The 25,476-nt window shown below is 57.7% G+C and carries 21 protein-coding genes and 1 pseudogene; 4 read left to right on the forward strand and 18 right to left on the reverse strand.

Features of this window, described 5'->3' with window-relative positions; translation table 11 throughout:
- Positions 1 to 260: 260 nt before the first annotated feature.
- Positions 261 to 1,628 (forward strand): flagellar biosynthetic protein FliO, encoded by a 1,368-nt coding sequence (locus QE435_RS21160; RefSeq protein ID WP_349042567.1) that lies wholly within the window; start codon positions 261 to 263, stop codon positions 1,626 to 1,628.
- A gap of 372 nt (positions 1,629 to 2,000) precedes the next feature.
- On the opposite strand, the gene QE435_RS21165 is transcribed toward QE435_RS21160, so the two are convergent.
- The 7 genes from QE435_RS21165 to QE435_RS21195 form a co-directional block, all read right to left on the reverse strand.
- Positions 2,001 to 5,126: an efflux RND transporter permease subunit gene (locus QE435_RS21165; protein ID WP_349042568.1), complete on the reverse strand. Its 3,126-nt coding sequence runs from the start codon at positions 5,124 to 5,126 to the stop codon at positions 2,001 to 2,003.
- A gap of 2 nt (positions 5,127 to 5,128) precedes the next feature.
- Positions 5,129 to 6,271: an efflux RND transporter periplasmic adaptor subunit gene (locus QE435_RS21170; protein WP_349042569.1), complete on the reverse strand. Its 1,143-nt coding sequence runs from the start codon at positions 6,269 to 6,271 to the stop codon at positions 5,129 to 5,131.
- 143 nt (positions 6,272 to 6,414) lie between these two features.
- Positions 6,415 to 7,053, reverse strand: coding sequence for a VOC family protein (locus QE435_RS21175; protein ID WP_349042570.1), 639 nt, complete (start codon positions 7,051 to 7,053; stop codon positions 6,415 to 6,417).
- Positions 7,054 to 7,130: 77 nt separating this feature from the next.
- Entirely contained in the window at positions 7,131 to 8,759 is a 1,629-nt protein-coding gene (locus QE435_RS21180; protein WP_306932954.1) for a CTP synthase, read from the reverse strand.
- Positions 8,760 to 9,002: 243 nt separating this feature from the next.
- The gene (gene secG, locus QE435_RS21185) at positions 9,003 to 9,488 is read right to left on the reverse strand and encodes a preprotein translocase subunit SecG (protein WP_306932956.1); all 486 of its coding nucleotides are present in this window, start codon (positions 9,486 to 9,488) and stop codon (positions 9,003 to 9,005) included.
- A 118-nt stretch (positions 9,489 to 9,606) separates the two neighbouring features.
- A complete protein-coding gene (gene tpiA, locus QE435_RS21190) occupies positions 9,607 to 10,377 on the reverse strand; it encodes a triose-phosphate isomerase (protein ID WP_309771096.1) in 771 nt (256 codons plus the stop codon).
- Between the two features lie 138 nt (positions 10,378 to 10,515).
- Positions 10,516 to 11,397: an alpha/beta hydrolase gene (locus QE435_RS21195; RefSeq protein ID WP_349042571.1), complete on the reverse strand. Its 882-nt coding sequence runs from the start codon at positions 11,395 to 11,397 to the stop codon at positions 10,516 to 10,518.
- Positions 11,398 to 11,578: 181 nt separating this feature from the next.
- Between QE435_RS21195 and parE the strand changes: the two genes are divergently transcribed.
- Complete coding sequence (parE, locus tag QE435_RS21200; RefSeq protein ID WP_349042572.1) at positions 11,579 to 13,654, forward strand: DNA topoisomerase IV subunit B; 2,076 nt, start codon at positions 11,579 to 11,581, stop codon at positions 13,652 to 13,654.
- Between the two features lie 120 nt (positions 13,655 to 13,774).
- Here the strand turns inward: parE and QE435_RS21205 are convergent, their stop codons facing one another.
- The 10 genes from QE435_RS21205 to QE435_RS21250 all read right to left on the reverse strand — a co-directional run bounded on the left by QE435_RS21205 (position 13,775) and on the right by QE435_RS21250 (position 22,699).
- Positions 13,775 to 14,335: a GNAT family N-acetyltransferase gene (locus QE435_RS21205; protein WP_349042573.1), complete on the reverse strand. Its 561-nt coding sequence runs from the start codon at positions 14,333 to 14,335 to the stop codon at positions 13,775 to 13,777.
- Positions 14,336 to 14,504: 169 nt separating this feature from the next.
- Positions 14,505 to 15,479 carry a lipoyl synthase gene (gene lipA / locus QE435_RS21210; RefSeq protein WP_062427372.1) on the reverse strand — a complete coding sequence of 325 codons (975 nt, stop codon included), beginning with the start codon at positions 15,477 to 15,479 and terminating at the stop codon, positions 14,505 to 14,507.
- A gap of 32 nt (positions 15,480 to 15,511) precedes the next feature.
- A complete protein-coding gene (locus QE435_RS21215; protein ID WP_042619429.1) occupies positions 15,512 to 15,760 on the reverse strand; it encodes a GlsB/YeaQ/YmgE family stress response membrane protein in 249 nt (82 codons plus the stop codon).
- Between the two features lie 42 nt (positions 15,761 to 15,802).
- Positions 15,803 to 16,057, reverse strand: coding sequence for a GlsB/YeaQ/YmgE family stress response membrane protein (locus QE435_RS21220; RefSeq protein ID WP_306932970.1), 255 nt, complete (start codon positions 16,055 to 16,057; stop codon positions 15,803 to 15,805).
- Positions 16,058 to 16,112: 55 nt separating this feature from the next.
- Positions 16,113 to 17,558: a dihydrolipoyl dehydrogenase gene (gene lpdA / locus QE435_RS21225; RefSeq protein WP_349042574.1), complete on the reverse strand. Its 1,446-nt coding sequence runs from the start codon at positions 17,556 to 17,558 to the stop codon at positions 16,113 to 16,115.
- 63 nt (positions 17,559 to 17,621) lie between these two features.
- A complete protein-coding gene (locus tag QE435_RS21230) occupies positions 17,622 to 18,269 on the reverse strand; it encodes an SGNH/GDSL hydrolase family protein (protein ID WP_349042925.1) in 648 nt (215 codons plus the stop codon).
- Between the two features lie 59 nt (positions 18,270 to 18,328).
- Positions 18,329 to 19,723, reverse strand: a complete 1,395-nt coding sequence (locus tag QE435_RS21235; RefSeq protein WP_349042575.1) for a pyruvate dehydrogenase complex dihydrolipoamide acetyltransferase — start codon at positions 19,721 to 19,723, stop codon at positions 18,329 to 18,331.
- Between the two features lie 15 nt (positions 19,724 to 19,738).
- Positions 19,739 to 21,166: a pyruvate dehydrogenase complex E1 component subunit beta gene (locus QE435_RS21240; RefSeq protein WP_349042576.1), complete on the reverse strand. Its 1,428-nt coding sequence runs from the start codon at positions 21,164 to 21,166 to the stop codon at positions 19,739 to 19,741.
- 17 nt (positions 21,167 to 21,183) lie between these two features.
- Positions 21,184 to 22,230 (reverse strand): pyruvate dehydrogenase (acetyl-transferring) E1 component subunit alpha, encoded by a 1,047-nt coding sequence (pdhA, locus tag QE435_RS21245; RefSeq protein WP_062427379.1) that lies wholly within the window; start codon positions 22,228 to 22,230, stop codon positions 21,184 to 21,186.
- Positions 22,231 to 22,381: 151 nt separating this feature from the next.
- Positions 22,382 to 22,699 carry a septum formation initiator family protein gene (locus QE435_RS21250; RefSeq protein ID WP_062427380.1) on the reverse strand — a complete coding sequence of 106 codons (318 nt, stop codon included), beginning with the start codon at positions 22,697 to 22,699 and terminating at the stop codon, positions 22,382 to 22,384.
- 297 nt (positions 22,700 to 22,996) lie between these two features.
- On the opposite strand from QE435_RS21250, the pseudogene QE435_RS21255 reads away from it, so the two are divergent.
- Positions 22,997 to 24,133, forward strand: a pseudogene (locus QE435_RS21255) (MFS transporter).
- A gap of 7 nt (positions 24,134 to 24,140) precedes the next feature.
- Here the strand turns inward: QE435_RS21255 and QE435_RS21260 are convergent.
- A complete protein-coding gene (locus QE435_RS21260) occupies positions 24,141 to 25,028 on the reverse strand; it encodes an AraC family transcriptional regulator (RefSeq protein WP_349042577.1) in 888 nt (295 codons plus the stop codon).
- Here QE435_RS21260 and QE435_RS21265 point away from each other — a divergent pair.
- Entirely contained in the window at positions 25,027 to 25,434 is a 408-nt protein-coding gene (locus QE435_RS21265) for a DUF2000 family protein (protein WP_349042578.1), read from the forward strand. The two genes, QE435_RS21260 and QE435_RS21265, sit on opposite strands and share 2 nt — an antisense overlap.
- Positions 25,435 to 25,476: the final 42 nt, after the last annotated feature.

Here is a 25,476-nt window from a genome sequence, read left to right on the forward strand (position 1 = left end):
AATTTGCATAAATATCAAAAAGCTTCGTCCATCTATAAGCGCCGCCCATGCACAACCAATAACGATATCGGCAAGCTGCGGGCTCTGAGACAAGCTCTATAGTCAGGTGCTTTCGTCAAACTTGCAGCAAATTCGTGGACGAACAGGATAAATTCTTGTGCCGAGCGAAAAAAAATCGTCTTTTCCGGTCACGTTCTGTGAACAAATGTAATGCGGGTACATTTCCGCTGCACGAAATGGCTGAAGGGACCGGCTGCATTATGGAAGATTTCATTGGCGCATATGGCAATCGCCTGATTATTGCAGTGGTGGGCGTTGGTGCGGCATTGCTGCTGCTCGCCATCGTCCTATGGTTTATTCGCAGACGCAGCGGCTCTGCGCCATTTATTCGTGGCGGGCGAAACCGGCAGCCACGACTTCAGGTATTGGACGCTACCGCAGTCGATGCACGCCGTCGCTTGGTCCTCGTTCGTCGCGACAATGTGGAACATCTGGTGATGATTGGCGGTCCGACGGATATTGTCATCGAAAGTGGTATTGGTGCGATCCCATTCATGAAGGATGTCCGCGATCCGCAGGAAGATGCTCTGATTGCGCGCGATGCAGACCGCAGCCTCTCCGCAGACCGACAGCGCAGCATTGTGCAGGCACCGCAAGAGGATGTTCGCCCAGCAGCAGCATCGGTGCCCCCTGAACTGAAGAATCCCGCTTCTGAAGAGCCCAAAAAGCCGGTGATGAGCGCAGCACCCGCGAGACCTGTACCCTCGCCTGCCCCAGCCGTGGCAGCAGGCAGGCCAGCTCCGGCTGCCATACCAGCGCAATCGCAACCCGCAGTCCGAAAGCCCCAATCGACGCCACCGGCACCTACCGTCTCAGCGGCAGCTCCCTCCACATCGTCCCCGGTGCGGGAAACCCCAGCACCGGTCACGCCACCAGCCCCCAGGGCGCTAGCCCGCGAGCCCATCGCCCCAGCCATTCCGGTCGTAACTCCAATCGTTGCGGCCGCCATGATGCAGGCGGATGAGGGCACGAAGCCACCTGTCGCCTCAGCCTCTCCAGAGCCGGTGGTTTCCGAGCCACCCGCCGCTTCCCCAACATCAGCGATGACTCCAACTGTCGCACCGCTGGTGTCCGCCTCCTATGAACCGAGTTTTTTTGAACCGCCGCTGACGGCAGAGCCCGTCACGGCACAAGACCCTGGGCCGGTAGCACAGAGTGAACCGTCCGTGACCGAGCAAAGCGCGATTGATGGTCTCGACGCTACCCGCGATCACGTGCTCCCCGCCTACCGGGCAGCACCTCCTATTACGACAGCACCCGCTGCTCCTGCGGCACCGATTATCGCAAAACCGGAACCGCTCGCTGCCAGTGACAATGGGCCGGTCTTTGGCGACCAGTTGACAAGTGATTTCGAAAGCTTCCTCGAGGCAGAGATCGCCAAGAGCAACAATGCCAACGCCGATTTATCCGCGGTACCTGCGAATGCACCCGCGGTAAACCTGGATAGCACCACACCGGATCCTCACCCCGAGCCTAAGTTCTCGGAAGCCCCAGCTGCAGCTGAACGGGACGTTCAGAAGGAAATGGCTCGTATCTTCGGTGAGATGTCTGTGACGCGCGACCGATAGTCAGATGTGAAGCCGACACCAGCGCGATACTGTGAGCCTTATGGCGATCAGTATCGCGCTGGGGTTTTTACTTTCAGGGTCATTGAAAGGTCTTTGCCGTCAACGGTCTTGCCAAGCGTGTCAGCTCTGAGGCTTCAAAAGGTCGATACGCGAACTGCGTCGCAGCCGCGGCCAGATGTGAGCTTCACAGTGCGTGTTCAAGCCGATCTCACATGCGGCGTTCTACTCTACGGCAATCATAGCCGAGCGTAGCGTATCGTTAAGTAGCTCCTCAGCGAAAGCGGCAGACGCTTGTCTCCCAAGCTTACGAAAGACACTGTTCTCCTAGACCCATGGTGGATTAACGCTGGCTCCTGCACGTCATCCCGTTGATCAGGCAGTCGCGACATCGCCAGCGGGCTCATCATTTCTGCGCCTTAGCTTATCGAGCAAAAGATAGATAACGGGAGTGGTGTAGAGCGTGAGCACCTGGCTGACCATCAAGCCACCGACGATGGCATAGCCCAACGGCTGCCGAAGTTCCGCGCCGGATCCGTGACCAAGAGCGAGCGGTATGCCACCCAAAAGAGCGGCCATCGTGGTCATCAGAATTGGTCTGAAACGCATCTGAGCGGCTTTGACGATCGCCTCCTCGCTCGACAATCTCTCCTCCCCCTCTGCCTGTATGGCGAAATCGACCAGCATGATCCCATTCTTTTTGACGATACCTATCAACAGAATGACCCCGATCATGGCTACCAGCCCAAAGTCGAAGCCGGCCACCTGCAAGGCCAGAAGCGCACCAAGACCCGCCGAAGGCAAAGTCGAGAGGATCGTTAGCGGATGGATAAGGCTTTCGTAGAGCACGCCGAGAATGATGTAGACGACAACCAGCGACGCCAGGATGAGCAGAGGTATGGTGCCAAGCGAATCCTTGAAGGCCTTCGCGCTACCGGAAAATGATGTTTGAAGCGACCCCGGCGGATGCATGTTGGATACGGCATTTTCAATCACAGCCGTCGCATTCCCCAGGGCGACGTTGGGTGCAAGGTTGAACGAGATGGTGACCGCTGGCGATTGACCCTGGTGCGCAATCGATACCGGAGAGGTTCCGTCCGTCGTCCACTTCGCCACCACAGAAAGCGGAACAAGCGTCCCGTTGCTTGCTCTGACCGAGAGGCGATCGAGCGTGGCAATGTCTCGCTGCAAGTCGGGCAAGACCTCAAGAATGACGCGGAAAGTGTCGGTCTGACTGGAGAAGGAGGCAACCTGGCGCTGACCGAATGCATCGTAAAGCGTTTCATCGATCGTGGAAGGAAGCACGCCGTAAAGCGTTGCTGCCGCGCGGTCGATCTTGATCGTCAGGTTGGGTGCTTCCGCTTGCTGATCGCTTCCGACATCGCGCAGTTCGGGCAGCCCAGAGAGCTTGCTGGTGATTTTATCCGACCAGTTGCTCAGTTCCGCGATATCGGCATCTTGGAGCGTAAACTGATATTGGGTTTTCGCCGGGCGCGCACCAATGTTGATGTCCTGTGCCGACTGCATGAAAAGCTTGATACCCTGCTGCGCATTTAAGGCCGTGCCCAGCCTGTCGATGACCTGTTTCGCGCTCACACCACGTTCTTCCAGAGGCTTCAGGGTAATGTTGACGTGGCCTTGGTTTAGCGCATTGCCACCATTGCCACCGCCGATATCCATGAAGACACTGTAGACGGCGGGATCTTTCATGATGATCTCGCTGACGCGCTCCTGAAGCTTCGCCATCTCGGTAAAGGATATGTCGGGAGAAGCCTGTGAAAGACCAGCGATGAACCCGGTATCCTGCTCCGGAAAAAAGCCCTTGGGCGCGACGACAAACAGATAGCCGGTGACTGCAATGGTCGCGAGAAAAATGAGGAGCGTCAAAAAGCGGTGTCGGATGACTGGTTTTAGGCTCCGAATGTAGAGCGCCGTCAAACCGTCGAAGAATGCCTCTCCCGCCAGATAGAAACGGCTGCGCTGATCCATTTCGATTGGGCGGATGAATTTGGATGCCAGCATCGGCGTCAACGTCAGCGAGACGATGGCGGAAATGACGATCGCAACAGTCAGCGTCACGGCAAATTCCCGAAACAGTCGACCAATGATGCCACCCATCAACAAAATAGGGATCAGAACGGCAATGAGTGACAGACTGATCGATACGATCGTAAAGCCGATCTCCCGCGTGCCTTGGAGCGCTGCCTGCTTCGGCTCAACCCCGTCTTCGATGTGGCGGGTAATGTTCTCCAACATGACGATCGCATCATCGACGACGAAGCCGACGGCGACGACCAGCGCCATGAGCGACAGATTGTCCAAACTAAAGCCGAGAAGCCACATAGGCGCCAGCGATCCCGCAAGCGCAATCGGAAGCGTCAGCACAGGAATGAGTGTTGCGCGCAGGTTGCGCAAGAAAAGAAAGATGACGACAACGACGAGACCAATGGTCAGCATAAGCGTGAATTGAATATCCGTCACCGAGGCGCGGATCGTCGTTGTCCTGTCGGTCACCAGCTCCAGCTTCACCGAGGGCGGCAGCGAGGCCTGAAGTGCGGGCAATTGCTCCTTCACCGCATTGACGACAGCAATCACATTCGCGCCTGGCTGGCGAAAAACGTCGAGCGCGATCCCACGCTCGCCATTCGTCCAGTGCGCCATCTTGCTGTCTTCCGCACCGTCCGTCGCCTGCCCTATATCGCGAATACGCACCGGCCCGCCGTTTCGATAGGCGATGACGGCGTCGTTCCATTCCGCGCTGCTGGAAATCTGGTCGTTCGTATAGATCGGAAATGTGCGTGTCGGGTCATCGATGTTCCCCTTTGGTGCACTGAGACTGAGATTGCCGATGGCAGTGCGCACATCCTCCATCGTCACGTCGGCTTGTGCCAAGCGACCGGGATCGACAGCGATGCGGATGGCCGGTTTCTGCTTCCCGCCAATGTTGACGAAGGCCACGCCTGAGACCTGACCGATTTTCGAAGCGACGTTGCGCTCAATATACTCGTCGAGTTGCGGTAGGGTCAGCGTATCTGACGTTGCCGAAAGCTGCATGATCGGCGCGTCAGCAGGGTTTGCCTTATGCACCGTGGGGAGAGACGTCATATCTTTGGGAAGCTCACCCGCCGCTTCGCTGATCGCGGTCTGCACGTCGCTTGCAGCGGTCTCTATATTCTTATCGAGATCGAACTGCACCGTAATCGACGTGGTGCCGAGCGAGCTGTTCGACGTCATCTCGGTGATCCCGCTGACACGCGAGAGCGCCTGTTCGATCGGTTGCGCGACACTGGAGGCCATGGTTTCCGGCGAAGCACCAGGGAGATTGGCAGCAATCTGAATGGTCGGAAAATCGATCTGCGGAAGCGCTGAAACCGGCATGAACGGGTAGCAGATCGCGCCAACTAGGAAAATGCCCGTCATCAGTAGCCCGGTTGCCACCGGATGCAGGATGAAGAAATCGAAGAAGCTAGACGTGCGGTTCTGGTCCTGATCGTTTTTCATCGTCAGTTCGCCTTCTCGGCGAGTTCACCCGTCGGCGATCCGGTCCAGGGTGTGGCGCTGACAATCGCGCCGTTGCCGATCCGCGACTGGCCATCCATGACAACCTCTTCGCCTTCTTTGATACCGTCTGTCACCAGCGCTCTTGCATCGGTCACGAAGGCCGTCTTCACGTTGCGTTTTTCCACCTTGTTATCTTTAGAGACGACATAGGCGTAGAGCCCGTCACGCCCTCTTGCCAGAGCCTTGTCGGGAACGACCACACCGCTCTTGTGCTCGACTGTGAGCGTCGTCGCGACCGGTAGCCCGGGCCAAAGAGCGCCGTTGCCGTTGTCGAAGATCGCCTTGAGATGGATGGAGCCGTTGGAGGCGTCGACCGAGTTATCCATTGTCGTCAATTGGCCCTTTGCCAGGACGTGGCTTCCATCCGTGGTAATCAGGGTGACCGCCGCGATTTTTTCACTGAGCGCCTGACGGATCTCGCCGAACCTGTCACCCGGCGCGACAAAGGATACGGCAATCGGATCCATCTGTGTGATCGTCACGATACCATCGGTAGAGCTTGCGCTGATCACACTTCCCACATCGACTTGCTTAAAACCCGTGCGCCCCGAGATCGGGGCGATCACGGTTGCAAAGCCGAGCTGGGTCTCAGCGCTTTTGATCATCGCATCGTCGTATTGGACGGCGGCCGCGTATTGCTGGCTTAACGCGTTCTTCTGTTCGAGGGTGGAGGCCGACGCGACCCCCTTTTCGGCGAGCGATGCATAGCGCTGTGCTTCAGTCTTCGCACTATTGTACTGCGCCTCGTCTTGCGCCTTCTTTGCCTGCGCAGAAGTGAGTGCCGATGAAAGTTCGCGATCATCCAGCGTCAGCAGGACGCTGCCTTTTTCGACCATCTGGCCTTCGGAGAAGCGAATGGCCGTCACCTGACCGTCGATCCGCGGCCTTACCGTGACGCTCTGCAACGGATCCACAGTGCCGATACCGTTGATGACCTTGTCGATCTCTTCAACCTTCGCCTTGTAGACCGTGACTGGGACGGCAGATGGGTCTTGTGCGTGCACGACGGCTGGATGCAAGGCTAGCACTACGCCGACAAGATAGATCGCGGGGAGCGTATAAAGCGGGAGGAGTTTGGTGAACATGCTGTTGATCTCGCGCGCTGGCGTTCGAATTCAGCAGTAAACTCCAATCACATATTTTTGTTCTGACGTGATATTAATATTAGGAACTACTTTTGCGATTCTTGAACATGACAAACAGAGGTGCACCAGAGGTATGGTCCACATCAACCGATGAGCTTAATGCCGTTGGGAGTGTCTATCTCAGCGTAGTAGCGGAAATGCTCTCCTTCTATCACACTCGGAGGGTCAATGATCTTGAGGTCTGCATAAAGCTTTCCAACCATAGCCGCCTCAGGATGCTGGATGTGGAAATTCTTCAGCTGGAAGCCGAGATCCGGCATCGATGGCGCGGGGTTTCCTCGCACACCCCAGTCCATCACCGAAGGCGCTACACCGCCACAGGGCAGAGATCCATCATCGGCAACCGCAAACAGCCACTCACGATCTCCACGCGACACCGTCTCCTGACGTCCAAGTAAATCGCCGTGCCGGGCGAGGACGCCTGCAAAGTCGCTGGTGCGTGCCACCCAACCGCGTAGCCGCCGCCCCTCATCCCAGGCTGCCTGAACCGCGACCGCATCATCAAGCCCAAACCAGCGGCGTCTCTTTGGCGGCTCGGCCTCCGGATCGACAGCAATCACTTCCAGAAAAACATCCGCGCCGAGACGCAGCAGACGATTGTGCGTTCCCATCTGCGGGTGCTTGCCACCCTGCGGCATGTCGACGCCGAGCGTAGCGCGCACATAATCGGCTCCAGCCTCCAGTGACGGAGCGATAATCGCCAAATGGTCCAGCTTCAACATCACGCACTCCATCGCCCCAAAAACAAAAGACCGCATTGCTGCGGCCTTTCAATCTCTATTTCCTTACATCCGGTCTATCAAACCAGACGGCTCCGAACCAATGCCGCTTCGATGAAGCTTGCAAAGAGCGGATGCGGATCGAGTGGGCGGCTCTTGAGTTCGGGATGATACTGCACGCCGATGAACCACGGGTGATCCGGATACTCCACCGTTTCCGGCAGAAGCCCATCCGGCGACATACCGGAGAACACCAGACCGCAATTTTCCAGACGATCCTTGTACTCCACGTTCACCTCGTAACGGTGGCGGTGGCGCTCGGAAATGTCGGTCGAGCCATAGATGTCAGCGATCTTGGTATCCTTCTTGAGCGCTGCCTTGTAGGCGCCAAGACGCATCGTGCCGCCGAGATCGCCCTTTGCGTTGCGCTTCTCGAGTTCATTGCCCTTGACCCATTCGGTCATGAGACCGACGACAGGTTCCTGTGTCGGACCGAACTCGGTCGACGATGCCTTCTCGATACCCGCCAGATGGCGCGCGGCTTCGACGACAGCCATCTGCATGCCGAAGCAGATACCGAAATAGGGAACCTGACGTTCACGGGCAAACTGAGCCGCACGGATCTTGCCTTCAGAACCGCGCTCACCGAAGCCACCTGGAACGAGGATAGCGTTGACCTTTTCGAGATAGGGTGCGGGATCTTCCTTTTCGAAGATTTCCGACTCGATCCATTCGAGCTTCACCTTCACGCGATTGGCAATGCCACCGTGATGCAGTGCTTCGATCAGCGACTTATAGGCGTCTTTAAGGCCGGTATATTTACCGACGATGGCAATCGTGACTTCGCCTTCCGGCGTGTGGATACGATTGCAGACCTCTTCCCACTGCTCCAAACGCGGCTTTGGTGCAGGCTCGATACCAAAGGCGGCCAGAACTTCATTGTCGAGGCCTTCCTTATGATAGGCCGTCGGTACGTCATAGATGTTCGCAACATCCAGCGCCTGGATAACGGCGGACTGACGCACGTTGCAGAACAGTGAAAGCTTGCGACGTTCCGCCTCCGGAATTTCGCGATCGGCACGAACCAAGAGGATATCGGGGTGAATACCGAGCGCCTGCAACTCTTTCACTGAGTGCTGGGTGGGCTTCGTCTTCAACTCGCCAGCCGCGGGAATGTAGGGCATCAATGTCAGGTGAAGATAAATCGCCGTGCCGCGTGGCAGATCGTTGCCAAGCTGTCGGATGGCTTCCATGAAGGGCATTGCCTCGATGTCGCCGACCGTGCCGCCGATTTCGCAGATGACGAAGTCGTAATCGTCATTGCCTTCGGTAACGAAATCCTTGATCTCGTTGGTCACATGCGGAATGACCTGAACCGTCGCACCGAGATAATCGCCGCGGCGTTCCTTATCGATGATGTTCTTGTAAATACGACCCGTGGTGATGTTGTCGGTCTTGGTTGCGGAGCGCCCGGTAAAGCGTTCGTAGTGGCCAAGATCGAGATCCGTCTCCGCGCCGTCATCGGTCACGAAAACCTCACCGTGCTGGGTGGGGCTCATGGTGCCGGGATCGACATTGAGGTAGGGGTCGAGCTTGCGAAGCCGCACCCGATATCCACGGGATTGCAACAACGCTCCGAGTGCCGCGGCCGCAATGCCCTTCCCAAGGGAGGATACCACGCCGCCTGTGATGAATACATATCGCGCCATGGGAGTCACCGCTTACCTTTTAATAGATGATTCCGCCAGCCCCAATTTCATTGATCGCGAAATCATCTGTTGATGACGCGTTGGGACGTGGCTGGAACGTAAACAAAGAAAACCGGCAGGGATCCTTACGCGGCGGCCTAAGGCACGAAAACGCGCTGAAAAACTCTAAGGCAGCGCATGGTCCTTGTCTTTCAACAAAGGCTCATGCGCTTGCCTGCCGAAGTGTCAGTCTTTCAACCGGATTTAGCCGCCGGTCGGAACGCCGTCGCTCGTGGGAGCCTGCTGCTGCGCCGGTGCTGGAGCAGCTGCGCCACCTGCAGCCGGAGCGGCTGGGGTCGTCGTTGCAGGTGCCTGGTTGGACGCACCATTCGTTGTGGACGGCACGCCATTATTCGCTGGAGCCTGCGAAGGCGTGGAAGGCGTCGTCGAGGACGGGCCAAGCGTATCGAGAATGCCGTTGCCTTGCCCCTGTTGTGCCGGAATGCGGTCCAGGATGTCTGTTGGACGCGATTCGTAGCGGGTCAGCAGACCAAGGCCGAGGGATGTCGCGAAGAACAGAGCCGCGAGGATACCCGTCGTGCGGGTCAGCGCATTAGCAGTACCGCGAGCGGACATAAAGCCCGAACCGCCGCCAATACCAAGGCCGCCGCCTTCGGAACGCTGGATCAGGACCACGCCGACAAGCGCCAGCACGATCATGAGGTGAATAACAATCAGTACGTTCTGCATGACAATCCATTCCATGCCCCATCAGGAGCACAATGAAGAAGTTTGCGGCTCTTTACATGAGGCGACAGCGTATTCCAAGCCCCCGGGAACCGAAAGCCTGGCTGCTTTTCCGAAAAAGTCAGGCCGTCAACTGCTCGTAAGCTGCATAGATGGACAGGAAGTCGGAGGCTTTCAAGCTGGCGCCGCCGATGAGGGCACCGTCGACATTCTCGATCGCCATGAGCTCCAGGGCGTTAGACGGCTTAACCGAGCCCCCATAGAGAATGCGCATGCCCCTGCCCTCGGCGCCGAAGCGCTTGACGAGCTCATCGCGCATAAAGGCGTGCGCTTCGCGGACGTCATCAACCGTTGGCGTCAGCCCTGTGCCGATCGCCCACACAGGCTCATAGGCGATCACCGTATCGGCGGCCCTTGCCTCATCGGGCAAGGAACCATCGAGCTGGCGCTTCAAGACGTCGAGCGTCTGGCCGGCTTTGCGCTGTCCCGCAGTCTCGCCAATGCAGATGATGGCAATGAGGTCGGCCTCATAAGCAGCAATCGCTTTAGCGCGCACGAGATGGTCTGTTTCAGCATGGTCGGTGCGACGCTCGGAATGACCAACGATGACATGGGTCCCGAAGCAGTCGGCGATCATCTCTGCGGAGATATCGCCCGTATGCGGGCCGAATGCGTTCTGGTGGCAATCCTGCGCACCGACTTTCAAAGGGCTGTCATCGCAAAGCGCGGTTGCCACGTAGAGAAGCGTCGAAGGCGGGCAGATCAGCGCCTCAACCTTTTCCGCAAGCGGACCCTTCACCCCTTCAGCCATCGCCTTGATCTGATCGAGCGAGGCACGCGTTCCGTTCATCTTCCAGTTTCCAGCGACGAGCGGGCGAATATCAGGGGTCATTGAGCGATCATTCCTGTTTACTGTTGGCAGTGTCTTCTCAAAGAGACAGCGACAGGAATTCGCCCAAAAAAGCAAGGTTTTGGTTCGAAAATTGGTGAATTTCGTACAAAACCTACCGTGAATGACGAGATTTTCGATCTAGTGGGCCAAAATCCAATTGAGAACTGCGCGCCAGTCGGTCATGCGGACAGGCGTGCCGTGGGTTCCGCTCTGATAGAGCGTGAAGCGCGTCGGCACGCCCGTCTTCAACAATCCGCGAAAGGTCGAGCCCTGCTGATCGGCCGAGTAGACACTGTCCTGGCTGCCATGGGTGAACCAGACAGGCTTCTTCGCTTTGATGAACGCACTCTTTGGAAAATCAGGATCGACCGCGCCACCGAGAAGGGCCATACCCTTGAGATTGGCGACCGCAGCAGCATCGCGGCTAACGCCGTAGCAGATGAAGCTGCCCATCGAAGCACAGGCGAGAATGACGGGCTTGCCGCCTGATTTCGCCTTCGCGTCCGAGATCAGCGCGGCTATATCCGCAACGCCGTTTTGATCGAAACTTTTCACGCTCGGCGCGTAATACGTTCCGCCATTTTCGACAGCGAGATTTTTCAGCCGATTGAAGTTGCCGCCGAAGGTATAGTCGTTCATTCCAAGCCTACGGTCGCCGCCCCGCCCATGGATGAAGATCACGGTGAAAGCCTGCCCGCTTGGCTGACCGACGCGTCCCACGTCGATGGACCGTCCTGCGACGGAAACGGTCTCCATCTCCTGCACACGCTTTGGCGCCAGATCGACATATTGCCGCTTCACCCGCCGTTCCGGGGTATCGTCACGCCCGTTGATGTCACGCATTTCCTGGTAGTCGATCACCTGAGAGGCACCGCCATCCCCTGTGGACAGCACTGTCTGGTTTGAGAACAGATCATCCTTGAAAGGTTTTAGCGGCCCGCCACCGGTCTGAGCTTGAGCGGGCATCGCTGCAACAGAGAGGCAGAAAAGAGTACAAAAGGTGAAAAGAGCTGTGGACATGCCTTGAGGAACCGTTTCATTTGCGCCACAAGTCTTGCCATCCGGGCTGCCACAACGCAATCCTTCGCGTTGAACGTCAGCCCTTTGTACCCTGCTGGAGTAGCCTGACACCTGTACCGGTGTCTGAACCCTGTCTGCTCGCATGGACAAAATCCGGGCAAAATCTGATTGAACTGGACCTATGGACGATAGCAACGATCTTTTTTCCGGCCTTCCCGCAGCTAGCCGCGCTGAAGCAGAACCGCGGGAAGCCGCACCTGCTGTAACCCCAGTTGCCAAGGCAGTTGCACAGCCGAAAACGGCTCCCGCACCTGTCGCTTCGTCGGGCGATGACTACGGCGCATCGTCTATTCGCGTTCTGGAAGGTCTGGAGCCGGTGCGCATGCGTCCCGGCATGTATATTGGCGGGACCGACGAGAAGGCCCTGCACCATCTCTTCGCCGAAGTCATCGACAACTCGATGGACGAAGCGGTCGCAGGTCATGCCAACTTTATCGAAGTTCATCTCGACGCCGAAGGTTTTTTGACCGTCAGCGATAACGGTCGCGGTATCCCTGTCGAAAACCATCCCCAGGTACCGGGCAAGTCCACGCTCGAAGTCATCATGACCAAGCTGCATGCCGGCGGCAAGTTCGATGGCAAGGCCTATGAGACGTCCGGCGGTCTGCACGGTGTGGGCGTCTCCGTCGTCAATGCGCTTTCCGATGTGCTGGAAGTGGAAGTTGCGCGTAACCGCAAGCTTTACCGCCAACGTTTTTCGCGCGGCATTCCGCAAGGACCACTGGAAGAACTGGGCGATGTTCACAACCGCCGCGGAACGCGCGTGCGCTTCCATCCCGATGCGCAGATCTTTGGCGACCATGCCAAGTTCGAGGCCGCACGCATTTTCCGCATGGCGCGTTCCAAGGCTTATCTCTTTGGCGGCGTCGAAATCCGCTGGAGCTGCGATCCTGGTCTGGTACCCGAAGGTGGTGAAATCCCGGAGAAGGCGGTCTTCCACTTCCCTGGCGGCTTGAAAGACTATCTCTCGGCCACGCTTGGCAAGGACTTTACCGTCACCCGCGAAATCTTCTCAGGGAGAACGGAAAAGACAGGCGGTCACGGCGCGCTGGAATGGGCCGTCACTTGGTATGGTGGCGACAGCCAGATCCATTCCTATTGCAACACCATTCCCACCCCGGAAGGCGGCACCCATGAGGCCGGTCTTCGCATCGCGCTGACCAAGGGTCTCAAGAGCTACGCGGAACTGACGCAGAACAAGCGTGCCCGCGAAATCACCACAGATGACGTGATGATTTCGGCTGTCGGCATGCTGTCCGTGTTCATTCGTGAGCCGGAATTCGTTGGGCAGACCAAGGACAAGCTCGCAACCGTCGAAGCCCAACGCATCGTCGAAAACGCGCTGCGCGATCCGTTCGATCATTATCTCGCCGGCAATCCGGCCGAAGCCGCCAAGCTCTTGGATTGGGTGATCGAGCGTTGCGAGGAGCGTCTGCGCCGCCGCAAGGAAAAAGAGGTCAACCGCAAGACCGCCGTGCGCAAGCTTCGCCTGCCCGGCAAGCTGGCCGACTGCTCGCAGAACACCGCCGAAGGCGCCGAACTCTTCATCGTCGAGGGTGACTCAGCTGGTGGCTCGGCAAAGCAGGCACGCAACCGCGCCAACCAAGCCATCCTGCCACTACGCGGTAAGATTCTGAACGTCGGTAGCGCCAGCCGGGAAAAGCTCTCTGCCAACCAGCAGATCGCCGATCTCATCCAGGCGCTTGGCTGCGGCACGCGCACTAAGTACCGCGATGAGGATTTGCGCTACGAGCGCATCATCATCATGACCGATGCGGACGTCGATGGCGCCCATATCGCGTCGCTTCTGATCACCTTCTTCTATCAGGAAATGCCGGAACTCATTCGCGGCAGTCATCTCTATCTCGCCGTTCCGCCGCTCTACAAGATCACGCAGGGCTCGAAGTCAGCCTATGCACGTGACGACGTCCACCGGGCGGAGCTGATGGAAACCGAGTTCAAGGGCCGCGGCAAGATCGAAATCAGCCGCTTCAAAGGCCTCGGCGAAATGCTGCCCGCGCAGCTGAAGGAAACCACGATGGATCCCTCCAAGCGTACGCTGCTGCGCGTGGAAATCGACGATGTGGATTTCGAAGGAACGCGTGAAGCTGTCGATAACCTGATGGGTACAAAGGCGGACGCCCGCTTCCGCTTTATTCAGGACAGAGCCGCCTTTGCGGAAAACCTTGATATCTGATCAAGGTCTCGGGATGGGGCAGCTTGCTTCAACAATGGCTGCGCTACCTGAACAATTGGCTTAAGTCCGCTCGACGCAGAGTCGAGGGGCTTTTTCGGATGCTTGATCCGCCATTCGCTGTCAAGACACAGCTACTGGGCGCAGCCTACGAAACAAAAGCCGATTTCGATCATGGAGGTGGCGCATAAATTCAAAACCAGCCTTCTCTAAAACTCTTCTAGAACCGCCATTATCCGGGTGGGCCATTGCCCAAACCTCGGGTAGCTTAAGCTGATCATCTGCGCAGCTCAACGCCGCGTTGACAAGCTCAGAAGCGTAACCCTTCCCCCAAACTTCTGGTCGGAAGTAGTACCCAACTTCAAAATCCCAACCAGGATCGAATGGATCCTCATACAATCCACCCCATCCAATAATGCGTCGGTCTTCACGTCGTATCACCACCCACGGCGCACAGCCATCACGCCGTCTTCGCCATTCGTGGACCATCACTCTCCGCTGGCACTCCCTAAGCGTTCTATCGCTGTGGGTGTGCTGCATTGCTACCGGGTCTCCGAGGAATTCAAAAAGTTCCGGGATGTCCGCTCGGCGGGCTTGGCGAAGGATCAATCTTTCAGTTTCAAGCATGGACTCCACATCGAAACGTGTTTTCGAGAACCACACATGATCATCCGGCCACCGCATGGGTCAACCAATTTCTAGCTCGCCCGTACCCCTGATGCAGGTCGAGGACAAGTACTGACGATCTGGAAAGATTTCGAACTTGATCCGCCGATGACAAAAGTCCCCACGGTCTAACCTGAGCCCACCTCATAAGATGAGCCCAGAACTGCCGACCGATTACGGTTTCCAACTACTCCGCAGCAGCCAGAAGCTTCTTCTCGCGATTGGCCCGCAGGCGTTCGAAGTCATCGCCGGCATGGTGCGACGAGCGGGTCAACGGGCTGGATGACACCATCAGGAAGCCCTTGGTGTAGGCGACCGTTTCATAGGACTTGAACTCTTCCGGGGTCACGAAGCGCTCGACCTTGTGGTGCTTGCGCGTCGGCTGCAGATACTGACCGATGGTCAGGAAGTCGACATCGGCGCTGCGCAGATCGTCCATCAACTGCAACACTTCGTTTCGCTCTTCGCCAAGGCCAACCATGATGCCGGACTTGGTGAACATGGTGGGGTCCAGTTCCTTCACGCGCTGCAGCAGGCGTACGGAGTGGAAATAGCGAGCACCGGGACGGACGGTCAGATAGTTGCCGGGCACCGTTTCCATGTTGTGGTTGAAGACGTCGGGCTTGGCGGCAACAACACGCTCCAGCGCACCGGGCTTCTTGAGGAAGTCTGGCGTCAGGATTTCGATGGTCGTGTTGGGGGACGCGGCGCGGATTGCCCAGATCACCTTTTCGAAATGCTCGGCACCACCGTCAGCGAGATCGTCGCGGTCGACCGAGGTAATGACGACATGGCTGAGGCCCATCTGCTTGACGGCCTTGGCAACATTTTCCGGTTCATTCAGATCAAGCGGGTTGGGCTTACCGGTCGAGACATTGCAGAAGGCGCAGGCGCGCGTGCAGATCTCGCCCATGATCATGAAGGTCGCGTGCTTCTTTTCCCAGCATTCGCCGATATTTGGACAGCCGGCCTCTTCGCACACCGTCACCAGCTTGTGGCTGCGCACAAGCTCGCGCGTCTCGTGGTAGCCCTTGGACGTGGGCGCCTTGACGCGGATCCATTCCGGCTTGCGCGCCACTTCCGTGTCGGGCTTGTGTGCCTTCTCGGGATGGCGGATGCGCTTCTCTTCCGGCTGGGACATCCTGTCGAGAATAGTGACCATAAGAAACCTGCTTCTACCGCTTCTAAGCGGCTCTAACGCCTGACGAGCTTGGCGAGGAATAACAGAAGGCTTGCGCCCAGGAAAGACGTGACGAAGTAGCCGAGACGGCTGTCTTGAACAAAGACATCGAATGTGCGCAACACCGCCACTGCCACCACAGAGCCGACAATGCCGAGAACGATATTCATGAAGATGCCGAAGCGCATGTCCATGAGCTTGCCCGCGAGCCAGCCCGCAAGGCCGCCGATGATGATGGCCGCTATCCAGCCTACACTTTCCATCCGTGATCCCTTTCTTTAACCCACCACGTCACCTGAGCTTCGCTAAGCGATCAGCCTTGCAATCAACGTCACGATAATCGCGCCCACCGTCGCATGAATGATCTGCACCACCAGCGCATTCTCAATACCAAGCGAGATGCCGAGAGCATTGAACAAATAGCCACCGACAAAAGCGCCAATGACGCCGCTCAAAAGGCATCCAATCAACCCGCCACCGCCAACGATAAGGCTGGCGAGAAAACCGGCCACAAGGCCGATCAGCAGAAAAACAATCCAGGCTTCCGTAACAATCGACATGATCGCTCTCCCTTGATGTCGCTCCCTCAGAGAGTGGGAGCGACGAGGGAATTTATCAAGCGTTCAACACACGGCCGTAAGCGTCCAGCACGCTTTCTTTCATCGACTCCGACAGAGTGGGATGCGGGAAGATGGTGTGCATCAACTCTTCTTCCGTCGTCTCCAGATTCATCGCCACGACAAAGCCCTGAATGAGTTCGGTTACTTCCGCACCCACCATATGCGCGCCGATCAATTCACCCGTCTTCTTGTCGAAGATGGTCTTGACCATGCCCTGATCTTCACCAAGCGCCACAGCCTTGCCATTGGCAGCAAAGGAGAAGCGACCCACGCGGATCTCGCGACCCTGCTCTTTCGCCTTGGCTTCCGTCAGACCGACGGATGCGACCTGCGGATTGCAATAGGTGCAGCCCGGGATCTTGCTCTTGTCCATCGGATGAACATTCGGCAAACCAGCAATTTTCTCGACGCAAATAACGGCTTCGTGCTCGGCCTTGTGTGCGAGAAGCGGACCTCCAGCAACATCGCCGATGGCGTAAATGCCCGGAACATTGGTCTTGCCATAGCCATCAATGACGATGAATCCGCGCTCGGTCTTCACGCCAGCAGCTTCAAGGCCGATATTCTCGATGTTGGCTTGGACACCAACGGCAGAAATCATCCGATCCGCCGTGATCTTCTCCGACGAGCCGTTCTTCATCTCGACAGTGGCCGTAATCGAGTTTGCACCCTTTTCAACCTTCGCCACCTTTGCCTCGAGGTGAATCTTGATGCCCTGCTTCTCAAGCTGCTTTTTCGCGAAAGCGGAAATCTCCGCATCCTCGACCGGCATCACTTGGCTCATGATTTCGACAACGGTGACATCAACGCCCATCGTACGATAGAAGCTTGCAAATTCGATGCCGATAGCGCCCGAACCCATGACCAGCAGCGACTTCGGCAATTCTTCCGGCTTCATCGCCTCGAAGTACGTCCAGATCAGCTTGCCATCCGGCTCGATGCCGGGCAGCGCGCGCGGACGGGCACCGGTGGCCACGATGATATGCTTTGCGGTGTAAGTTCCCTCGCCCAGCGTGTTCTTCGGCACGGGGCCCTGCGGCTGAACCACAGGCTTGGTCGACTTGCCGACGACGATCTCACCCGGCTTGGTGATCTTGGCTTCGCCCCAGATGATATCGACCTTGTTCTTCTTGAACAGGAAGCCGACACCATTATTCATACGGGCAGCAATGCCGCGAGAGCGGGCGACGATCGCCTTGACGTCCGGCTTGATCGAGCCTTCCAGCGTCAGGCCGTAATCCTTCGCATGGGTGGCCGTGTGCATCACGTCGGCCGTGCGCAGCAATGCCTTGGTCGGAATGCAGCCCCAATTTGAGCAGATGCCCGCGAGATGTTCACGCTCGACGACGGCAACCTTCATGCCCAGCTGAGCTGCGCGAATGGCGGCAATATAACCACCTGGACCGGAGCCAATGACGATAACGTCGTAGGATTGAGCCATTCTATGTCCTGCCTTTATCTCTTTGACGGCGACTTCTGCGCCGCTGCGTCAATCGAATTCACATCAAATTCCAACCAGCATGCGCACCACAGGCTCCAGCCCACGTCCCAGCGCACGCGTGTTTTCGGCGTCCAAATGAACGCCATCGAGCGGTGTCGTCACCGCAACGGAAGCCGCATCGAAGAAGGCGCAGCCCTTGTCATCCGCCAGATCGCGATAGAGCGAACCCATCATCGTCGACTGCTCGATGGCACCCGCATACATGGCGGCGAACATCTCGTTTGCCGTTTCGCAAATATGCGGCGGCGAAACGATCAGAATTTCCGGCTCGTCGTGATCGTCAAAGGACCAGGCATGATGCCGGATAAGACTGACCAGCCGCTCCACGCCCTTGACTGCTCCCACTGCAGAACCTGCACCGATACCACGCTTCAGATCGTTGGTGCCGAGCATGATGATGACGAGATCGAGTGGCCCATGGCTATGAAGGATCGTCGGAAGCAGCGTCGCACCATTGCGGTCGCAATCTGCCAGATGATCGTCATAAGCGGTGGTACGCCCGTTCAAGCCTTCGGCGATGACATTGACGTCGCCACCCAGCGCCTTTTGCAGCACGCTCGGCCAGCGATCTTCAAAGGCATGACGTCCAAGATTTTCGGCGTCATATCCCCATGTCAGGCTGTCGCCATAGCAAAGAACGGTCTTCGTCACATCCGCCTCCAGAAGGAGAAGAGCCGAAGGCTGCATCAGCATCCGGCTCGACCATTTTATCAGACCAGCATCGACATCGGGCTTTCGATGTAGCGCTTGAAGGCGGAAGCGAGTTCCGCGCCGAGCGCACCATCGATGACGCGGTGATCGAAGGCGAAGGTCGCCGTCATTACCGTACCGACTTCGATCTTACCGCCGCGAACGACCGGCTTCTCGACGCCAGCGCCGATAGAGACGATCGAAGCCTGCGGCAGGTTGACGATCGACGTGAAGGACGAAACGCCAAACATGCCGAGGTTGGACACGGATGTCGTGCCGCCCTGGTATTCTTCAGGCTTCAGCTTCTTGTCGCGAGCGCGCTTGGCGAGATCCTTTACCTCGTTGGAGATGGCCGACAGCGACTTCTCCTCGGCCTTGCGGACGATCGGCGTGATCAGGCCATCCGGGATCGACACAGCCACACCGACATCGGCGTGCTTGTGAAGAACACGAGCGGTCGATGTCCAGGAAGCATTCGCCATCGGAACATCACGCAATGCAAGCGCCATAGCCTTGATGATGAAGTCGTTGACGGAGAGCTTGAAGGCCGGAACCTCGCCCTTCTCGGTCTTCTTCACCGGTGCGGAGGCGTTGATCTCGGCACGAAGCTTCAGCATTGCATCGAGTTCGCATTCCATCGACACCGTGTAGGACGGAACCGTCTGGGTCGACTCGGTCAGGCGCGAAGCAATGGTCTTGCGCATACCGTCATGTGGCAGAAGCTCGTAGGAGCCTTCGGCAAACAGCTTGAGAACGCTGTCATCAGACGGACCCTTGGCAGCGGCCGGAGCCGGAGCGGCAGACGATGCAGGTGCCGGTGCTGCGGCGGTTGCTGCCTTCGCGCCACCGGACGCGACAGCCTTTTCGACGTCCGACTTGACGATGCGGCCATGCGGGCCGGAGCCGGACACAGCAGACAGATCAAGACCGGCATCCTTCGCCATGCGGCGTGCCAGTGGCGAAGCGAAGAGACGCTCGCCGGACTTGGAAACAGGTGCTGGCGTGGAAGCAGCAGCCGCCTGATCGGCAACCGGCTTGTCAGCCTTGGGAGCCGCTTCAGACTTCGCTTCCTTCGGCGCCTCGGCCTTGACTTCCTGCTTGGGAGCTTCAGCCTTCGCCTCAGACTTGGCAGGAGCGGCATCGCCACCCTTTGCCGCGTCAGCCACGTCTTCGCCTTCGCCTGCAAGGATGGCGATCAAGGCATTGACCTTGACCGCTTCCGTGCCGGCTGGAACCACGATCTTGGCGACCGTGCCCTCGTCCACGGCTTCCACTTCCATGGTCGCCTTGTCGGTTTCGATTTCGGCAATCACGTCGCCGGGAGCAACCTTGTCGCCTTCCTTGACCAGCCACTTGGCCAGATTGCCCTCTTCCATCGTCGGAGAAAGGGCAGGCATGGTGATGTTGATAGGCATCGAAACGCCCTCCCCTTACTTGTAGCAGACGGCTTTGACAGCCTGGATGACTTCGTCAACGTTCGGCAAAGCCAGCTTCTCCAGGTTTGCAGCGTAAGGCATTGGAACGTCCTTACCGGCAATGGTCAGGATCGGAGCGTCGAGATAATCGAAAGCAGCGCGCTGAACCTGGTTGGAGATGAAGTCACCGACAGATGACTGCGGGAAGCCTTCTTCGACAGTGACCAGACGGCCGGTCTTCTTGACGGATTCGATCACCGTCGGAAGATCCATCGGGCGGATGGTACGAAGGTCGATCAGCTCGACATCGATGCCTTCCTTTTCCAGTTCGGCGACAGCCTTGACCGCATAGGTCATGCCGATACCGAAGGAAACGATGGTCGCATCCTTGCCCTTGCGGTGAATGCGCGCCTTGCCGATCGGCAGGACGAAATCATCCAGCTTCGGCACGTCGAAGCTCTGACCGTAAAGGATTTCGTTCTCGAGGAAGATAACCGGGTTTGGATCGCGGATCGCCGCCTTCAAAAGCCCCTTCGCGTCGGCTGCCGTGTAGGGCATGACGACCTTGAGGCCTGGGATGTGGCTGTACCATGCGGCATAGCACTGCGAGTGCTGAGCAGCCACGCGGGCAGCAGCGCCCGACGGACCACGGAACACCATCGGTGCGCCCATCTGACCACCAGACATATAGAGCGTCTTCGCGGCAGAGTTGACGATCTGGTCGATCGCCTGCATGGCGAAGTTGAAGGTCATGAATTCGACGATCGGCTTCAGGCCGGTCATGGCAGCGCCGACACCGATACCGGCAAAGCCGTGCTCGGTGATCGGCGTATCGATGACGCGCTTGGCGCCGAATTCCTGCAGGAGACCCTGGGTGATCTTGTAGGCGCCTTGGTATTCGGCAACCTCTTCGCCCATGACGAAGACGTTTTCGTCCGAGCGCATTTCTTCGGCCATGGCATCGCGAAGCGCTTCGCGCACGGTCTGGCTGACGAACTCGGTGCCTTCCGGAATATCCGGATCGGCAGCAACTTCAATCTTCGGTGCAGCCGGGGCCTTCGCCGTCTCTTTCGAAGCGGATGGTTCTTCGCTGGCTTCGCGGGCCTTGCCGCCGGCGGCATCAGAACCGGAGCCTGCGGCTTCGGCCTTCGGCTCTTCCTTCTTCGGTGCGGCGGAAGACGACAGGTCGTCTGCGCTTTCGCCTTCCTGAAGGAGAACGGCAATTGCCGTATTCACCTTGACGTTTTCGGTACCGGCATCGATCAGGATCTTGCCGATGACGCCTTCGTCCACGGCTTCGACTTCCATCGTTGCCTTGTCGGTTTCGATTTCCGCGATCACGTCGCCGGAGGTGACCTTGTCACCCTCTTTCTTCAACCACTTGGAAAGCGTGCCTTCCTCCATGGTGGGGGAAAGGGCGGGCATAAGAATTTCTACTGGCATTGTTTTCCCTTTCCCGATCAGAGCAGAATGTCGGTGTAAAGCTCGGATACATCCGGCTCTGGATCGTTCTGGGCAAAGTCGGCGCTGTCGGCCACGATGTCACGGACATCCTTGTCGATCGCCTTCAACTCGTCTTCGCTCGCCCAGCCCTGCTCCATGAGCCGCGCCTTGACCTGCTCGATCGGGTCATGCTCGGAGCGCATCTTCTGCACTTCGTCCTTGGAACGATACTTGGCCGGGTCGGACATGGAGTGACCGCGATAGCGATAAGTCAGCATTTCCAGAATGATCGGACCCTTGCCGGAGCGGCAATGCTCGAGAGCTTCGTCCGCAGCAGCCTTGACGGCGCGAACGTCCATGCCGTCCACCTGAACGCCCGGGATGCCGAAGCCGGAACCGCGAAGCGAATAGTTCGACTGCGCCGTGGCACGGCTGGTCGAGGTGCCCATGGCGTAGCGGTTGTTTTCGACGATGTAGATGATTGGCAGTTTCCAGAGAGCAGCCATGTTGAAGCTCTCATAGACCTGACCCTGGTTGGCCGCACCGTCACCGAAGTAGGTCACCGACACATTGTCGTTGCCGCGATACTTGTTGGCGAAGGCCAGACCGGTACCGAGCGAAACCTGCGCACCGACGATGCCGTGGCCGCCGTAAAAATGCTTCTCCTTGGAGAACATATGCATCGAGCCGCCCTTACCCTTGGAAAGGCCGCCGCGACGTCCGGTCAGTTCCGCCATAACACCGCGTGGGCTCATGCCGGCAGCCAGCATATGGCCGTGGTCACGATAGGCGGTAATAACCTGATCGCCTTCCTTCTGCGACATCTGCATGCCAACGACAACGGCTTCCTGCCCGATGTAGAGGTGACAGAAACCGCCGATGAAGCCCATGCCATAAAGCTGGCCCGCCTTTTCCTCGAAGCGACGGATGAGCAGCATCTCGCGATACGCGTGGAGTTCTTCGTCCTTGCCGAAATCCGGGGCGTTCTTGCCGGTGAATTCCTTGGCAGGCGTCTTTGCCGTTGTCTTGCGGCCGGATACAGACGCGTTTTTGCGCGGCGCCATTCATCCCTCCCTAGTTGAATTAGAATGGTTGGATCGGCGCGTAACATATGCAAGAAAGGTCGCCACAGCAATGCCATAAACGCATGGCACATATTCTAAGTAAACGACTGTATTTAAAAATAAATTCCATGATTAACCGAAATTAGGTTAATCACATATATCCGTTCATGATGACGATTTCGTCCGGTTTCGACATGTTCAACTGATAACGCGAAATCTCGTCGATCATATCCCGCTCAAGCGACCCATCGCTCATCAACTCCACCTGACGCTCCAGCGCCACCCGGGTCTTGACGATCTTGTCCCGCTCAGCCGTTCTGGCAATGCGCTGGCGTTCCAGCCGCTCCATGGCTTCCAGCCCAAAATCGCCATGAATGGAATGATAGCCGAAATAGGAAAGAAAGGCGACCGTGATCGCTGGAACAACGAGACGGCCGAACCGTCTTTTCTTATGATGCTTCGTCCACATACTCTGAAAACAGCCTTCAAACGCGCTACTGGAATCACAATAGCCGCATTTGCTTAACCATCCGTTGACCGTGTTTTCGGCGAACGTCTCCTCCTGGGCAGCGTGGCCACGCGCACTCTTCACCTCATCAAAGGCGTCGCTAATTGCCCATCCGCTTTTCTTGTGCAATGTTGGGCGGGTAACGACCGCACGTTCCGGGGTTGATCTGGACGGTCATGTCGTTACCGGTGGGTGCACGAATTATCTAGAATCACTGACCTCGGACGAAGCGAACTCGTCCTTCTCGTTGCAGCCCTTATGGGGCTTAGCTCGATTTCCCTCGATATCATGCTCCCTGCTCTGCCCGATATCGGCCTGGCATTGGCGGCCTCATCGTCCAATCTTGCGCAATTAACCGTTGGCGCATTCCTCCTTGGGGCGGCAATCTCATCCTTTGTCGTCGGCCCGGTTGCAGATCGTTATGGCCGTCGCCCACCTATCCTATGTGGGCTTCTCGTATTCGTGGGCGCCTCGCTCCTCGCGCCCTTTGCCCAAAGCATGGAAATGATGCTTGTTCTTCGGTTCATTCAATGAGCGGGAGCTGGCACGACTCGCCTGTCCCAGGCCATCTTGCGAGATCGCTATTCTGGAAACGAGATGGCGAAAGCCATGTCGCTCGTCTTGATGGTGTTCCTTATCATGCCCACTCTCGCGCCGCTGATGGGCCAAGTCATTTTGATGGTCAGCGGTTGGCGCGGCGTCTTTTTTACGATGGCGGTACTTGGGCTTGTGATACTGGTCTGGACATGGTGGAGATTGCCGGAGACGCTCGCCCCGGCGAATAGGCGACCGCTAAGCTTCGGCTCGGTCTGGGCCGGGCTGGCTATTATTGCCGGAGACCGCAGCGCGATTGGATATGGCATAGCAGCTATGCTGCTGCTCGGCACACTTTACGGCTTCATCGCAACTGCCCAACCGCTTTATGGTCAAGCTTACGGGCTGGGAGGTCACTTCGCGCTTGCGATGGCGGGTACAGCAGTCGTCCAGTCAATTGCAGCCTTCGCTTGTTCGCGCCTGATCCCCTCGTTCGGCGCGCAGGCTGTAGGCATCACCGCGCTCACAACCCACATCGCTTTCGCCGGTGTGGCGTTGATTATGCTTTATCTTAACCTCCTGCCGTTCTGGCTGCTCCTTCTTATCATCACCGCGATGATGGCGATGTTCACATGGGCAGACGCAACGCTTGGAGCCCTCTCAATGATGAATCTAGGAAAAATCGCCGGTACGGCCGCATCGGCATTCGGAGCGATCCAGCAATTGGGTGCGACCTTGCTCGGCTCGCTCATAGGCCAATGCTATGACGGAACGCCGCGCGCGTTGTTCTGGGGATCGGTAATTCTGGGAGCAATCGCGCTTGGCTCAGCGTTCTTGGCGGGAAAATCCCAAATGCGGTGAAACGCTTTCAGGGCCTACCGTCCTGTAACGCCAACCACCGTCCAGGCGTGATACCAAAGGCATCGCGAAAATGCCGCGTGAGATGAGCTTGGTCCGCAAAGCCTGCTTCGACTGCCGCGCCTGCCAAGCTGCCTCCCGCCAACAGCAATTGCTTCGACCGGGCCAGTCGGCGCATGACGAGATAGCGGTGCGGGCTGGTGCCGAATACCTGCCTGAAATGCCGCGCCAAAGCATAGCGGTCCAGCCCGGTGATCGCCTCGAGCGTGGCGGATCGCACCGGCTCGTCGCTGTGACTGAGAAGAAAGTCCCGCGCCTGCAAGACGGCCGATTGCGCGACCTTGGTAACGCGCTTGCGAGGCTCTCCTGCTTCGTAAGACAGAATCGTTGCGATCCGCTGGATTGCATCGTCCTTGGCAAGATCATCCGGCTCGTGATCGAGATCAGACAGAATGTAGGCAAGCGCACCCGACAACTCGGCGTTGGCGACAACAGGATCCGGCACGAATGGCAACGAACGGGAGTAACCGTCGATGGCGCCGATCAACTCAGGCGGCATGTAGACCATACGATAGATCAGCCCTGCATCCGTTCCAGCAGCCCCGTCATGGATCTCATCTGGATGCAGCACGATCACGTTTCCGGGCATGCTGAACCGCTCGACGCCACGATAGCGAAAGGTTTGCACGCCATGCAGGGTCAGCCCCAATGCATAAGTGTCGTGTCGATGCGGTGTAAACCCATTGCCGTGGAACCGCACCTCGGTCCGCTCGATCCCTCTACTTTCCGCAACGACGCGCACGCCCGGCTGAAAATCCACGCACGAACGTTCAAGACCCAGCGCCCGCTGGACCGCTAGTTGCTCGATGTCCTCGATACCTTCAAAGGAGTAAGACATGTTCGACACCAAAATCGCGATCATCATCCGCGATGACCTTGCAACGTGGCAAAAGCTTAACGTCACCGCTTTTCTGACAAGCGGCATAATCGCTCAATCGCCCGCGATCATCGGCGAACCATATCGGGATGCCGCGGATAATGTCTACAATCCGATGTCGATCCAGCCAATCGTGGTTCTGACCGCTGATCAGGAGACGCTAAGAACAATCCATCGGCGAACGTTGGAGCGGGATGTCACGGCATCAGCCTACATCGAAGAGATGTTCGCGACCGGTCACGACGCCGCCAATCGAGAGGTCTTTGCAAAGTTCGCACCGGACACTGCAAAGCTCGTCGGCCTTGCTTTACGGTCCGACAAGAAGATCGTCGACAAGATTTGCAAGGGAGCCAAGATGCATTCCTGATGACTCCCATAAAAGTCGCCGCTCGGTGATCGGGCCTGATCA

The sequence above is a fragment of the Agrobacterium sp. SORGH_AS 787 genome (genome assembly GCF_030819035.1).
Taxonomy (GTDB): Bacteria; Pseudomonadota; Alphaproteobacteria; order Rhizobiales; family Rhizobiaceae; genus Agrobacterium; species Agrobacterium larrymoorei_B.